General features: G+C 65.2%; 14 protein-coding genes. 6 read left to right on the plus strand and 8 right to left on the minus strand.

Going from position 1 to position 12187, the window contains the following annotated elements:
- Positions 1-37: 37 nt before the first annotated feature.
- On the minus strand, positions 38-751 hold the full coding sequence (locus R3P93_RS22855; protein WP_317534193.1) for a hypothetical protein: 714 nt from the start codon (positions 749-751) through the stop codon (positions 38-40).
- A gap of 593 nt (positions 752-1344) precedes the next feature.
- Here R3P93_RS22855 and R3P93_RS22860 point away from each other — a divergent pair.
- Entirely contained in the window at positions 1345-1659 is a 315-nt protein-coding gene (locus tag R3P93_RS22860) for a hypothetical protein (protein ID WP_317534194.1), read from the plus strand.
- A 114-nt stretch (positions 1660-1773) separates the two neighbouring features.
- Positions 1774-2799, plus strand: coding sequence for a phosphotransferase family protein (locus R3P93_RS22865; RefSeq protein ID WP_094669475.1), 1026 nt, complete (start codon positions 1774-1776; stop codon positions 2797-2799).
- A gap of 4 nt (positions 2800-2803) precedes the next feature.
- On the opposite strand, the gene R3P93_RS22870 is transcribed toward R3P93_RS22865, so the two are convergent.
- Together R3P93_RS22870 and R3P93_RS22875 are read right to left on the minus strand one after the other, a co-directional pair.
- A complete protein-coding gene (locus R3P93_RS22870; RefSeq protein ID WP_149408053.1) occupies positions 2804-3277 on the minus strand; it encodes an acyl-CoA thioesterase in 474 nt (157 codons plus the stop codon).
- 10 nt (positions 3278-3287) lie between these two features.
- The gene (locus R3P93_RS22875) at positions 3288-4505 is read right to left on the minus strand and encodes a benzoate/H(+) symporter BenE family transporter (RefSeq protein WP_149408052.1); all 1218 of its coding nucleotides are present in this window, start codon (positions 4503-4505) and stop codon (positions 3288-3290) included.
- A gap of 182 nt (positions 4506-4687) precedes the next feature.
- Here R3P93_RS22875 and R3P93_RS22880 point away from each other — a divergent pair, with 182 nt between their 5' ends.
- The gene (locus R3P93_RS22880) at positions 4688-5431 is read left to right on the plus strand and encodes a GntR family transcriptional regulator (protein ID WP_394855349.1); all 744 of its coding nucleotides are present in this window, start codon (positions 4688-4690) and stop codon (positions 5429-5431) included.
- A gap of 2 nt (positions 5432-5433) precedes the next feature.
- Here R3P93_RS22880 and R3P93_RS22885 read toward each other — a convergent pair whose 3' ends face one another.
- Together R3P93_RS22885 and R3P93_RS22890 are read right to left on the minus strand one after the other, a co-directional pair.
- Positions 5434-5895 carry a PTS sugar transporter subunit IIA gene (locus R3P93_RS22885; RefSeq protein ID WP_149408051.1) on the minus strand — a complete coding sequence of 154 codons (462 nt, stop codon included), beginning with the start codon at positions 5893-5895 and terminating at the stop codon, positions 5434-5436.
- Positions 5892-6122, minus strand: coding sequence for a glucose PTS transporter subunit EIIB (locus R3P93_RS22890; protein ID WP_032393491.1), 231 nt, complete (start codon positions 6120-6122; stop codon positions 5892-5894). Before R3P93_RS22890 ends, R3P93_RS22885 begins: the two co-directional genes overlap by 4 nt.
- A gap of 175 nt (positions 6123-6297) precedes the next feature.
- Here R3P93_RS22890 and R3P93_RS22895 point away from each other — a divergent pair, with 175 nt between their 5' ends.
- From R3P93_RS22895 to nagB, 3 genes are read left to right on the plus strand one after another with little or no spacing between them, the layout of a single operon-like run.
- Positions 6298-7545 carry a PTS transporter subunit EIIC gene (locus R3P93_RS22895; protein ID WP_068048343.1) on the plus strand — a complete coding sequence of 416 codons (1248 nt, stop codon included), beginning with the start codon at positions 6298-6300 and terminating at the stop codon, positions 7543-7545.
- On the plus strand, positions 7542-8726 hold the full coding sequence (locus tag R3P93_RS22900) for an N-acetylglucosamine-6-phosphate deacetylase (RefSeq protein ID WP_317534195.1): 1185 nt from the start codon (positions 7542-7544) through the stop codon (positions 8724-8726). The genes R3P93_RS22895 and R3P93_RS22900 overlap by 4 nt, the downstream gene beginning before the upstream one ends.
- Positions 8727-9572, plus strand: a complete 846-nt coding sequence (nagB, locus tag R3P93_RS22905; RefSeq protein ID WP_317534196.1) for a glucosamine-6-phosphate deaminase — start codon at positions 8727-8729, stop codon at positions 9570-9572.
- A gap of 1 nt (position 9573) precedes the next feature.
- On the opposite strand, the gene R3P93_RS22910 is transcribed toward nagB, so the two are convergent.
- The 3 genes from R3P93_RS22910 to R3P93_RS22920 all read right to left on the minus strand — a co-directional run bounded on the left by R3P93_RS22910 (position 9574) and on the right by R3P93_RS22920 (position 12137).
- A complete protein-coding gene (locus R3P93_RS22910; RefSeq protein WP_094669477.1) occupies positions 9574-10401 on the minus strand; it encodes a shikimate 5-dehydrogenase in 828 nt (275 codons plus the stop codon).
- Between the two features lie 10 nt (positions 10402-10411).
- Positions 10412-11134 carry an HNH endonuclease family protein gene (locus R3P93_RS22915; protein WP_317534197.1) on the minus strand — a complete coding sequence of 241 codons (723 nt, stop codon included), beginning with the start codon at positions 11132-11134 and terminating at the stop codon, positions 10412-10414.
- Positions 11135-11231: 97 nt separating this feature from the next.
- Positions 11232-12137, minus strand: coding sequence for an NADP-dependent oxidoreductase (locus R3P93_RS22920; RefSeq protein WP_094688161.1), 906 nt, complete (start codon positions 12135-12137; stop codon positions 11232-11234).
- Positions 12138-12187 lie beyond the last annotated feature (50 nt).

The following is a 12187-nucleotide window of genomic DNA, read 5'->3' on the forward strand; positions in this document are numbered from 1 at the left end:
GCAGTCAGCAGTACCGATGGGGCGCTCCGGTTGTTCGTCACCGGGAGCGCCCCGTCTTGCGTCGAACGGCCAGAGCGGCCGTATCGATCGGGTTGCGCGCTTCACGGGCAGCTGCATCGGGCGAGAAGAGCATGACGATCGAGCACGCCGGCCACCACACGAACACGATCGATGCGGCGCTCACGATGCCGGTAATGGACGCGGATCCGACGATCAGGGCGGCCGCCGCCACCGCGAGTGTTGCGACGGTTCCCAGACCGAGGATCACGGGCCGCCACGCCGCGGACGCCACCATGGATGCAGCTCCAAGCAGCGAGGCCACGGCGACGAGTTGACCGCTAGGAAGGTCTGCGGACGGCATCGACGCTCCCATGATCTCGCGAGCGATCGCACTGGTCACGACGGCACCGACGGTGCAGGCGATCACCACCCCGATTCCGTACGGCAGCTTGCGTATCAGCGCCACGACGGCGAGCGCGGCTACGGCGATCAACACCGCGGTCACATCGATCGCATCGAGTAGATGAGCGGCCAGTGCCGCGGCCGGGGTCGATTCCCAGGACGTCGTGGTTGCGAGGTGCGGTGCCCACATCAGGAAGATCAGCAGCAGGACCGCAGAGGCGCCTGACACGGCCGAGCGCGCGATGACGGCTCGCCTGCGTCTGCGGCTCGAGGTGCTGGACGGCAGCGCAGTCGTCTCTGCGTCGGTCGACGCGCGAATCGGTCCGGAGTCCAGGCTCGGTGGTGGCATGGGTGCCACGGTGCCAGAACCTGCTGAACGGAGGATGTGAGGAACTTGGGAACCGGCTGATCACTGCTCTGGTAACGATTCGATCACACCGGGTCGCGTGTGCGGAACCATGAATCGTCGAGGGGCAGAGTCCGCCTCGTCAAATTCTCGAAGTTTGTTTCAGCGTCAAATGCAGGTGCACGAGCATGTTTTCATGCGTCCGAACAATCCTCTGACCTGCAACGGAGCGGAGTGGATTCGATTCGGTGGTGCTCATGTCCGAGTGCCGAACAGCACCCCGGGTCGGGCCTCGGCCCTCTCAGCTGGGCGTTTGTACTCGCATTGTTCCCCGTCACAGCAGTTCGTAAAGCGAACTATGGCTTCGTTGCAAAGCGTTGATCGGATGGGTAAATCTGTGTGACGATACTCACATAGTCCAGTTCACCCTGGGCGAGACCCACCGGAAAGGCGTAGTTTCAGCCGCATCGGAAACCCGCATTCGACCGTTACAGCCCGAACGATAACGATCTGGAAACGGACCGTGCTACCCGTCGTAACCCGTCGGCACGGGGTATTCGACAACTACGGACGCCGGACACTCGAAGGAGAAGAACATGACCGCAATGTCTCAGGGACAGCTCGACATGGTCCGCGCCTTCTTTTGCAACGAGTTCGAGGCGGACTCTCTCGACCGATCCACGGTGCCCGAGCCCACCGCCGAGGCCGTCGCCGAGTGGATCGATGCGCTGACCAACAGCGGCCTCTTCGCTCCGGCCGAGGTGCGCAACATCTCCTCGGTGTGGGCGTTCCAACCGGAGACGCTGGTCGCAATGCTGATCGGTGAAGTGGACGAAATCGCCGCCAAGCGCGGCGCAGCGGTGCCGGCCGCAGCACCGGATCTGGTCCCCGCGTTCGTGCGCGCCAGCTGACTCGTCCCGGGCCCGGAGTCTTTCGCATCAGGGCAGGTTCCGCTTCGCTACTATCGGTCGAATTCCGATGACGGCAGTCGACAACGGTGTCGCGCGGCGAAGTGAGGGTTCTGTATGGGCGCAGTGGGACTGGACGAAGACGCAGTATCGACCTGGATCGCAGGATTGGGGATAGGCGCAACCTCGCCCCTCACCTTCCAGCGGATCGGCAACGGTCAGTCCAATCTCACCTACGCCGTCCGCGACGCCGGTGGCAGTAACTGGGTGCTTCGACGTCCACCACTGGGGCATCTGCTGGCCTCCGCACACGATGTCGTGCGCGAACATCGAATTCTGTCCGGCCTGCAGAACACGGCGGTGCCGGTTCCGAAGATGATTGCGATCACCGAGGATCCTTCGGTGTCCGAGGTCCCGCTCGTGCTGATGAGTTTCGTCGACGGGATCGTCGTCGACTCGGTGGCGGCAGCCGAACAACTCGACCCCGATCACCGACGCCGCATCGGACTCGGCCTCACGGTGGCGCTGTCCGACATCCACCGCGTCGATCTCGACTCCGCGGGTCTGGCAGATCTGGCCAGTCACAAACCGTACGCCGCTCGCCAACTCGCCCGGTGGACGAAGCAGTGGCAATCCTCGCGCACTCGCGACGTACCCGGTATCGATTCGCTGGCAACTCGATTGGCAGCGGGGATTCCTCCGCAGCACGAGGTGACCCTGGTGCACGGCGACTTCCACCTCAGCAACGTCATCACGGCCCGCGAAGACGGCCGTGTCGCGGCGGTCGTCGACTGGGAGCTGTGCACACTCGGAGATCCGTTGGCGGACCTCGGCGGTCTGCTGGCCTACTGGCCGCAAGCCGACGACGGGGTCGCCGGTCCGTTCATGGCGTCGACTCTGCCGGGCTTTCCCACCAGGGCCGAGCTTGTCGAGTCGTATGCGCAGCACACCGGGCGCGACGTCTCCGACGTCGGATTCTGGCAGGTGTTGGCGCTGTGGAAGCTCTCGATCATCGCCGAAGGCGTCATGCGGCGGATGGAAGCCGACTCGCGAAACCGGGCCGTGGCAGGCGGGCCGACCACGACGCTCATCGACGACATCGTCACCAGGGCATTGCGTACGGCCGACGAGATCGGCCTCTAGTCGGTCAGCTCGACGCGGTCCCGATCACCAAAGTGCGCGCTGCGCTCTCGATTTCGGGCGGAATCGCCACCGGCTTACGGGTGACCCCATCGACGTACACGTGTACGAATCGACCCCTCGCCGCCAACTCCAACGCATCGTCGCCGGCCTCGCGGAACAACCCGAGCGAGTACACGATGCTTCGTGTGCCCAGCTTCTCGACGGCCAAGCCCACCTGAAGGCGATCCGGAAAGCTCAGCTCGGACAGGTAGCGGCACGAGGTTTCGGCGACGACTCCGATCGCCGGCAGTGTCCGGATATCGAGTCCCGTCGTCTCCATCAACCAACCGTTGACGGCGGTATCGAAATACGCGTAGTAGGTGACGTTGTTGACGTGGCCGTAGTGGTCGTTGTCGTCCCATCGCGTCGTCACGGGCCACAGAGCCGGAAAGTCCGATGCGTGCGACAACTCCGGCCCTGGGTTCACCTGATCGGTCATGAACGTGACCCTAACCAGTGGCGTCGGGAGCGGGCGTCGCCGGGGACCGACGACGCAGGATCGCACGGACCACCAGCCCGACCACCAGTGCCCAGAATGCGGAGCCGATTCCTGCGAATGTCAGGCCGGAAGCGGCGACGAGGAACGTCAGAACGGTCGCCTCCCTGTCCGATGCATGTTCGAGTGCACCGAACAACGACGCCGCGAGAGTTGCCAACAAGGCAAGTCCGGCAACGGTTTCGACCACGCCTGCAGGCGCTGCGGCAACCAGGGTTGCCAGTGCCGCGGACAGCAGCGCCAACACCAGATACGAGGAGCCCGCGGAGAAAGCCGCGACCCAACGCCGCTTCGGGTCCGGATGGGCACCGGGATTCGCCGCGAGCGCAGCGCTGATCGCGGCGAGGTTGATCGTGTGCCCACCCGCGAAAGCCCCGAGGACGGTTCCGGTTCCGGTGACGGTCATCGACGCACGCCAAGGAATTCGGTAGCCGAACGACGCCATGACGGTGGTGCCCGGGATGTTCTGCGACGCCATGGTGACGATGTACAGCGGCACCGCGATACCGACGGTCGCCTGCCACGTCCAGTGCGGAATCGTCCAGTCGATCCGAGGAATCAGATCGGATGCCGCGATGGGTGTGCCGCCGCCGATCAAGTCCGCTGCGATGACTGCAGCCGCCGCGAGGAACGCAGCGGGAACCGCCCATCGCGCGTTGAATCGAAGTACCAGGAGCCAGACGAGTACCACCGGAGCTATCCGGGCGGGTGAGTCGGCAAATGCAACGACCGGTGCCGCGCACAGCGGTAGCAGCACTCCGGCCAACATCGCCTGAGCGAGTGGTATCGGGATCTTCGAGACCGCGGCGCCGAGTCGTGGCCACAGGCCGGTCAGGACGATCAGCACCCCAACAGTGACGAACGAACCCACTGCGGCGGGCCACCCTCCGACCACCATGCCGGTTCCGGCGAGCAGCGCAGCGCCCGGCGTCGACCACGCCAGCGTGATGGGCTGTCTGTATCTGCGCGCGAGCCACATCATGCCCACGGCCTGGGTGACACACAGCGCCAGCAATCCGGAGGCCGCCTCGGTCGGGCTGGCCCCTACCGCCCGCAGGCCCGTCAGCACGACGGCGAACGAGCTGGTGAAGCCGACCAGTGAGGCCACGATTCCCGCGCTGATGGGGGTCGAGAGCGGCGTCGGTCTGTCGGCGGCGTCGGCAGTGGTCACGACTGACGATGATGCACTGTGGGCCGTCGCCTGTCGCGTCGTTTCCCGTCGAGCCGGGTCGGCGCTCCGAGTCGGTGGCCGAACGCTGTCGGGGCACGGTCGACGTGACGTAGTCTTTGGGTTGGACCGGACCAGTCCGTACCGCTGGGTCGGCGAGTGACGGAAAGGCCGGCGCAGTGGTGATGCCCGTACATCTGAGGGACAGTCAGGTTCCGAAGCACGAACAGCTTCGCGCGATTCTGTTGCACCGCTGCACCAAGGAGTTGCAGCCCGGCGATCTGATGCCCAGCGAGCGAAAACTGATGGAGGACTACGGCGTCAGCCGCATCACCGTCCGCGAGGCCATCGGCCAGCTCGTCAACGACGGACACCTGGTTCGGGTGCGTGGCAAGGGCACGTTCGTGGCCAGTCGCACCGTGCAGTCTCGTTTGCACCTGGCGTCGTTCTCGGAGGAGATGCGCGCGCAAGGATTGACGCCTACCACGGTGGTGCTGTTCGCACGGCTCGAAAGCCCTTCGGCGGCAACGACTCGCGCCCTCGGCCTGGCCGACGGAGAACAGACCTACCACGTCAAGCGTCTACGACTGGCCGACGCCGAACCGGTCAGCGTCGACGATGCGTGGTACCGGGCTTCCCTGCTCCCCGGCTTCATCGAGCACGACCTGAGCAAATCGGTGTACGAGGCCGTGCAGATCCATTACGGATTGACCATCGACCGGGCCGAGCAGACCGTCAAAGCCACTGCAGCAGACAGTGATACCGCCACCCTGCTCGGCACCAAGCGCGGTGCCCCCGTGCTGTACTTCGACCGTGTCTCCTTCAGCGGCGACGAGCCGCTCGAACATACCGAGAGCTGGTACCGCTGCGATCGGTATCAACTGTCGATGGAAGTCGAAGGCGGGCGACGCACCCCGCAGCGTCGGTGAGATCAGGGCAGCTCGAACAGAAGGTCGCCCACTGCCACGGTGTCGTCGATGCTCGCACTCGTGACCGAATCCGGCTTCGAATCCATCAACACCACCGGAACGACATCCGAGTAGCCCGCCGCCGCGATCGCTGCGGGATCGTAGGTGACGACGAGGTCGCCGGCCTCGACTCGATCGCCCTCTGCTGCAACGAGTTCGAAGCCCGCGCCCTTCATCTTCACGGTGTCGATGCCGATGTGCACCAACACGCCCGCCTTGTCCTCGGTGAAGACGACGAACGCGTGCGGGTGAAGTTTGAGAATCGTGCCCGCGACCGGTGAACGAACCTCGACGGACCCGTCGCTCGGAGCCGGGCGTAGCGCGACACCGGAGCCGACCATCTGCGCCGAGAACACCGGGTCGGGCACGTCGGCGAGCGAGATGACCTGCCCGGCAACCGGGCTGAGGATCGTCCTTGTGCTCACAGGATGTCGCCGATGTCTTCGGCGAGCGTGTCCGCTTCGGGACCGACGATGACCTGAACGGCGGTTCCCTTGTGAAATACGCCGTGGGCACCTGCCGCCTTGAGCGCCGCCTCGTTCACCAACGACCCGTCCTTCACCTCGGTGCGCAGCCGAGTGATGCACGCTTCGATCTCGACGATGTTGTCGGCACCGCCGAGGCCTTCGACGATCGCGTCCGCTTTGGACATGTGGATTCTCGCTTTCTGTCGGCTTGTATCTGTCGGGTGGATCACACGGCCGGGTTGACACGAGCCTGCCACCTGGCCAAACTACAACTGGTAATGACCGGACAGTACCCCTGATGGCATCCGGTCACAACAGCGAAATCGCCCTCGAAGGACCAGCCTCGAAGAGAAGGTCGCCATGACCCCGAAGAAGACGGACTCGATCGATACCGAGCCGAAGAAGGAATCACGATCATTGGCCGGGCTGCAGCGGTTCGGTCGCAGCCTCATGCTGCCGATCGCTGTTCTGCCTGCCGCCGGAATTCTCCTGCGGCTCGGTCAGGACGACCTGCTGGGGAGATTCAGCGCACTGGAGACCACTGCTGCGGTCATCTCCGCCGCCGGTCAGTCGGTTTTCACCTGGCTTCCCCTCATCTTCGCGGTCGGTATCGCCATCGGCTGGGCCAAGAAGTCCGATGGTTCGACCGCGCTCGCAGCGGTGGTCGGCTACATGGTGATGAACGGCGTCTTCACGGCAATGTCGCCGGTCGTGCTCGACGGAGAGGTCGATGCCAACGGTGACCCGGCCGTGATCGACTACGGCGTGTTGGCAGGAATCGTCATCGGACTGCTCTCGGCAATTCTCTGGCAGCGTTTCTATCGCCAGAAGCTGCCGGACTATCTCGGCTTCTTCAGCGGCCGTCGTCTGGTGCCGATCATGACGGCGATCACCGGACTCGTCGTCGCCGTGATCATGTCGTTCGTGTACCCACTCTTCTACAGCGCTCTACAATGGGTGGGCAACACCGTCGCCGACCACAGTGTGGTGGGCAGCGGAATCTACGGCTTCGCCAACCGCATGCTCATTCCCACCGGGCTGCACCACATTCTGAACTCCGTCGTCTGGTTCCTGGTGGGGGACTACCAGGATGCAAGCGGTCAATTGGTCCGCGGCGATCTGAACCGGTTCTTCGCCGGCGACCCGTCCGCCGGAGTGTTCATGACCGGATTCTTCCCGATCATGATGTTCGCCCTCCCCGCTGCGGCATTCGCGATCTACCGCAACGCCAAGCCGTCGCAGAAGAAGATCGTCGGCGGAATCATGTTGTCCACCGGCCTGACTGCCTTCGTCACCGGAATCACCGAGCCGCTCGAATACTCGTTCATGTTCGTGGCCTGGCCGCTCTACATCATCCACGCAGTGTTGACCGGAACCTCGATGGCGTTGACCAATGCCCTCGGAATCCACGACGGCTTCTTCTTCTCCGCCGGTGGCATCGACTACCTGCTGAACTACGGAATCGCCACCAAGGCATGGCTCCTCATTCCGATCGGCCTGGTGTACGCGGTGATCTACTACTTCCTGTTCAGCTTCGTCATCAAGAAGTGGAACCTGCGCACCCCCGGACGTGAGGACGACGCCGTGCTCGAACCCGATCGAGCATGACCGCATCCACTGCGACGACGCACCGCGGACGGGTCGTCACGCGCGACCGAGTGATCGAGGACGGCGTCGTCGCATCGACGGGAGACCGGATCTCGTGGGTCGGGCCGACATCGGCGTGGCCCGGTGAGGCCGTACCGCAAACGAATTCGACGATCCTCCCCGGGTTGGTCGATCTGCACTGCCACGGTGGAGCTGGGGCGTCGTTTCCGGATTCACCGGCCGTCGATCTCATGACGGCGGTACGGCATCACCGCTCTCGCGGGACCACGACGATGCTCGCCTCACTGGTGTCGGCACCGCCGGATCGGCTGATCGCGCAGACGTCGCTGTTGGCCGATCTGTACGAATCCGGTGACATCGCAGGCGTCCACCTCGAGGGGCCGTTTCTCGCCGTCGCACGCTGCGGCGCACAGGATCCGGCCTCGCTGCGCAGTGGAGATCCCGGACTGCTCCGCGACCTACTGGACGCGGGCCGCGGCGCGGTGCGGTCGATGACCCTGGCACCCGAGATCGACGGGTTCGCGGTCATCGCAGAGATGTTGCGGGAGAACGGAATACTGCCGAGCATCGGGCACACGGACGCCGACGCGCTCACCACCCGACGCGGTATCGAGTCGTTGGGGAACGGCCCCATGACTGCAACGCACCTGTTCAACGGAATGCCGACCTGGCATCATCGGTCGCCGGGCCCGGTGAGCGAGTGCCTGGCGGCCGCGGCACGCAGCGTGATGGTGCTCGAATTGATCGGCGACGGAGTGCATCTCGCCGACGAGACCGTGCGTGCGGTGTTCGATCTCGTCGGCGGCGCACGGATCGCGCTGGTGTCCGACGCGATGGCCGCAGCCGGCATGCCGGACGGTCGCTATCGACTCGGCCCACTGGATGTGACCGTCCACCACGCGGTTGCACGGTTGTCCCGCGACGCAGACAACGAGACCGCTCCGATTGCAGGCGGAACCGCTACCGTGCTGGACCTGGTGCGCCGAGCCGTGCTGGACGCCGGCGTGCCCCTGGTCGAGGCCGTGCGGGCTGCATCGTCGACTCCGGCAGCCTCGATCGGCCTCGACTCCGAGATCGGTTGCCTCGAACAGGGCATGAGAGCCGACGTCCTGGTGGTCGACGCGGCGTTCGAGCCACTGCAGGTGATCAGAGGCGGAACTGCAATCGGAGAGGACAGCTAGATGGAGGTAGTGATCCTAGAGGGGGTCGACGCAGTGGATCGAACGGCCGCCGACATCGTCGAACGAGTAGTACGAGCCGGCTCCACCGGCAACCTGTGCCGTTCCGCCGGCTCCACTCCTGCGCCCCTGGGTCGTTCCGCCGGCTCCACTCCTGTACTGGGCCTCGCAACCGGATCGACCCCGGTGGGCACGTATCGCGAATTGGCGCGGCGGCATCGGGAGGACGGCCTGTCGTTCGCGCACTGTCGCGCCTTCCTCCTCGACGAGTACATCGGACTGCCGAAAGCCGCTGAGCAGTCGTACTTCTCGTTCATTCGAGACAACTTCGTCGACCACGTCGACCTGGACGACGCCGCGGTCTTCTCGCCCGACGGCGAAGCGGACGACATAGCGGCAGAGGCGCAGCGGTACGACGCCGCGATCGCGGCCGCAGGTGGCGTCGATGTCCAGATCCTCGGAATCGGCACCGACGGGCACATCGGCTTCAACGAGCCCGGATCTTCACTGAAGTCGCGGACGCGGGTGAAGACGCTGACCGAACAGACGCGCGTCGACAATGCCCGGTTCTTCGATTCTCCCGAGGACGTACCGCATCACGTACTGACGCAGGGGCTGGGCACCATCGACGAGGCGCGCCACCTCGTGTTGATCGCAACGGGGGAGTCGAAAGCGGACGCGGTGGCGGCGGCCGTCGAGGGACCGCTGTCGGCGTACTGTCCGGCGTCGGCCGTTCAATGGCACCCGCACGCAACGGTGCTGTTGGACGAGGCCGCGGCGTCGTCGCTCGCACTCGCGGAGTACTACCGGTACGCCTACGCCAACAAGCCCCGGTGGCAGCACCTGTGAGTCACCTGCGCGAGAACTCCGATGCGCGCGCGATCTGTTCGTCCGACGGCCGGACTCCGGTGTAGAGGACGAACTGTTCTGCCGCCTGCAGGGCGATGACCTGAGCGCCGGTGATCACGGGTTTGTCGGCGGCCCGAGCGGCGACGATCAGGGGCGTCTCCGACGGCATGGCGACGACGTCGAACACGGCTTTCGCCGCGTCGATCTGCTCGTCGGTGAACGGTGCCGAATCAGCGTCCGGTCCACCGGCCATACCCACCGGGGTCACGTTCACCAGCAGGTCTGCGCCCACCGCTTCGGCGGACCAGTCGTAGCCGTAGGTCTCGGCGAGGGCAGGGCCGGTGTTCGAGTTGCGGGCGACGACGGTACCCCGGGTGTAACCCGAATCCCGCAGCGCGGCAACGACAGCTTTGGCCATACCGCCGCTGCCGGTGACGGCCACCGAGTAGTCGGTCGAGAATCCACTCGCGCCGAGTAGGTTCGCGACGGCCTGGTAGTCGGTGTTGTATGCGTGCAGGACGCCGTTCTCGTTGACGATCGTGTTGACGGATTCGATCGCGCTGGCGGACTCGTGCATCACGTCGACCAATTCGATGACATCTTCCTTGAACGGCATGGAGACGGCGCAGCCTCGAATGCCCAGCGCGCGAACGCCTCCCACCGCTGCGGCGAGGTCGGTGGTGGTGAACGCCTTGTAGACGAAGTTCAGGTCCAACTCGTCGTAGAGATAGTTGTGAAAGCGTGTTCCGATGTTGCTCGGTCGGCCGGACAGGGACATGCAGAGCTGTGTCTCACGGTCGAGGAAGCTGCGCGCGTGTGCTGGTGCCATCGCTGAGACTTTACGCCGCGCACGTCGAGGCGACCGAAGCGAGAACACCCTGATCGGCCTGGGTGATCGGCAACTCGTACTGGGCGGCGACCGACAGGTATTTTCCCGCGTAGAAGCAGTGGTAGGCCTCGTTCGGCGGTAACCATTGCGAGGGTGTCTTGTCGCTCTTGCTCTGATTGTCGGCTCCGTTGACCGCGAGCAGATTGAACGCCACGTCGTTGGCGAACCGAATTCGCTTGTCGGGCAACCACGTGTTCGCGCCCATGTCCCACGCGGCGGACAGGGGGTAGACGTGATCGATCTGAATCTTTCCGGCATCGGCCTTGGTGAACTGCATCGGCTCACCGGAGTACGGATCTGCGAGCGAACCCGACAGCACGACGCAGTCGCGGGTGCCGGCCCGGAACTCGACTTCCGTCATCGACAGCGCCAGGACGTTGTCGCGGGTACCGCAGCCGTCGTGACCACCCGGCCCGTCGTAGTCGTCCGTCCACGCCGGGCCGAACACACACCCTTCGCCGCTCTTGCATCCGCGCTCGTAGCCGAGGGCGTCGGGCCTGGCGGCGACCACGCGAACCTGCGCGAGCAACTGCTCGACCTGAGTGCGAGTGGGACTACCCGGAGCGGGTTCGGCGGGGGAGAAACCGGGGACGATGGGCCGGTCGCACGAGCCGAACACTGCCATCACGGCCGCAGCGATCACCAGCAGTACCGCCACCCACAGCTTTCTCACGCACGCCCCATCGTCGATCTCGGTACTCGGTCGTCGTTCCTTGTCATAGCAGTGTGCCGGAACGCACCGACAGTTCTCCGCTCCCGCGAACCCGGCATCAGCGAACCTCGACCACGACCTTGCCGAGCACGTGCCCGTCCTCGACCAGGGCGAGAGCCTCACCCGCACGCTCGAGCGGGAACACATGGTCGATACGCGGACGAATGATGCCCGACGCAGTCAGGTCTGCCAGCCGGGCGAATGCCGCGGTGGTGCGGTCGCGATCGACACCGGAACCACCCCACTGCGCCGCGAGCACCGGGTCTGCAACGCTGACGATCGGTATCCCCGCCGTCACAGCGGTCGCCGCGGCGCGCAAGCTCTCGCCCCCAACGAGATCGATGATGCCGTTCACCGGTCGTGACAGCGAGTCGACGAAATCGGGGCCGGAGGCGAGAAATTCGGCTCCGAGGCTCTCGATCCACTCCCGCTTGCCCGTACTCGCGACTGCGAGAACGTCGATACCGTCGGCTCGCGCGAGTTGCAGAACGGTCGAACCCACGCCGCCGCCCGCGCCGAGCACCAGGATGGAATCACCCGCGCCCACGGCGAGCCGCGCCAGCGCGTCGTATGCGGTCCCGGCGGCCACCGGCAGAGTGGCTGCGGCCGCCCAGGACACGGATTCGGGCTTGTGGGCTGTGCTCGACGCGTTGAGCACGGTGTACTGCGCATAGCCTCCGTATCCCGACGCGGTGGCTCCGAACACGTGGTCGCCCACCGAGAAGTCGGCCACACCGGCACCGGCCGACACGACCGTGCCCGATACTTCCCGGCCGAGAACCGCAGGCAGGGTGATCGGCACGGTGTCCTTGCGATTGCCCGCCCGCACCTTCCAATCCGCGGGATTGACGCCGGCGGCGTGGACCGCGACGAGAATCTGGCCAGGTCCCGGCTCGGCGACGGGTAGGTCCAGAAGGTATTCGGTGTCGGGTCCGCCGTATTCACTGAAGCCGTACGCGATCATGTACATACTGTGCCTCACCCAGCGACTCGCTCGAAGCGCCTCACCTGAAG

Origin of the sequence: Rhodococcus cerastii, assembly GCF_033042195.1 — a bacterium.
GTDB lineage: Bacteria > Actinomycetota > Actinomycetes > Mycobacteriales > Mycobacteriaceae > Rhodococcoides.

Bases quoted from the DNA above. Each gene is read 5' to 3' on its own strand.
- R3P93_RS22855 (WP_317534193.1), bottom strand. From the start codon at position 751: ATGCCACCACCGAGCCTGGACTCCGGACCGATTCGCGCGTCGACCGAC.
- R3P93_RS22860 (WP_317534194.1), top strand. From the start codon at position 1,345: ATGACCGCAATGTCTCAGGGACAGCTCGACATGGTCCGCGCCTTCTTT.
- R3P93_RS22865 (WP_094669475.1), top strand. From the start codon at position 1,774: ATGGGCGCAGTGGGACTGGACGAAGACGCAGTATCGACCTGGATCGCA.
- R3P93_RS22870 (WP_149408053.1), bottom strand. From the start codon at position 3,277: ATGACCGATCAGGTGAACCCAGGGCCGGAGTTGTCGCACGCATCGGAC.
- R3P93_RS22880 (WP_394855349.1), top strand. From the start codon at position 4,688: ATGCCCGTACATCTGAGGGACAGTCAGGTTCCGAAGCACGAACAGCTT.
- R3P93_RS22890 (WP_032393491.1), bottom strand. From the start codon at position 6,122: ATGTCCAAAGCGGACGCGATCGTCGAAGGCCTCGGCGGTGCCGACAAC.
- R3P93_RS22895 (WP_068048343.1), top strand. From the start codon at position 6,298: ATGACCCCGAAGAAGACGGACTCGATCGATACCGAGCCGAAGAAGGAA.
- R3P93_RS22900 (WP_317534195.1), top strand. From the start codon at position 7,542: ATGACCGCATCCACTGCGACGACGCACCGCGGACGGGTCGTCACGCGC.
- nagB (WP_317534196.1), top strand. From the start codon at position 8,727: ATGGAGGTAGTGATCCTAGAGGGGGTCGACGCAGTGGATCGAACGGCC.
- R3P93_RS22910 (WP_094669477.1), bottom strand. From the start codon at position 10,401: ATGGCACCAGCACACGCGCGCAGCTTCCTCGACCGTGAGACACAGCTC.
- R3P93_RS22920 (WP_094688161.1), bottom strand. From the start codon at position 12,137: ATGATCGCGTACGGCTTCAGTGAATACGGCGGACCCGACACCGAATAC.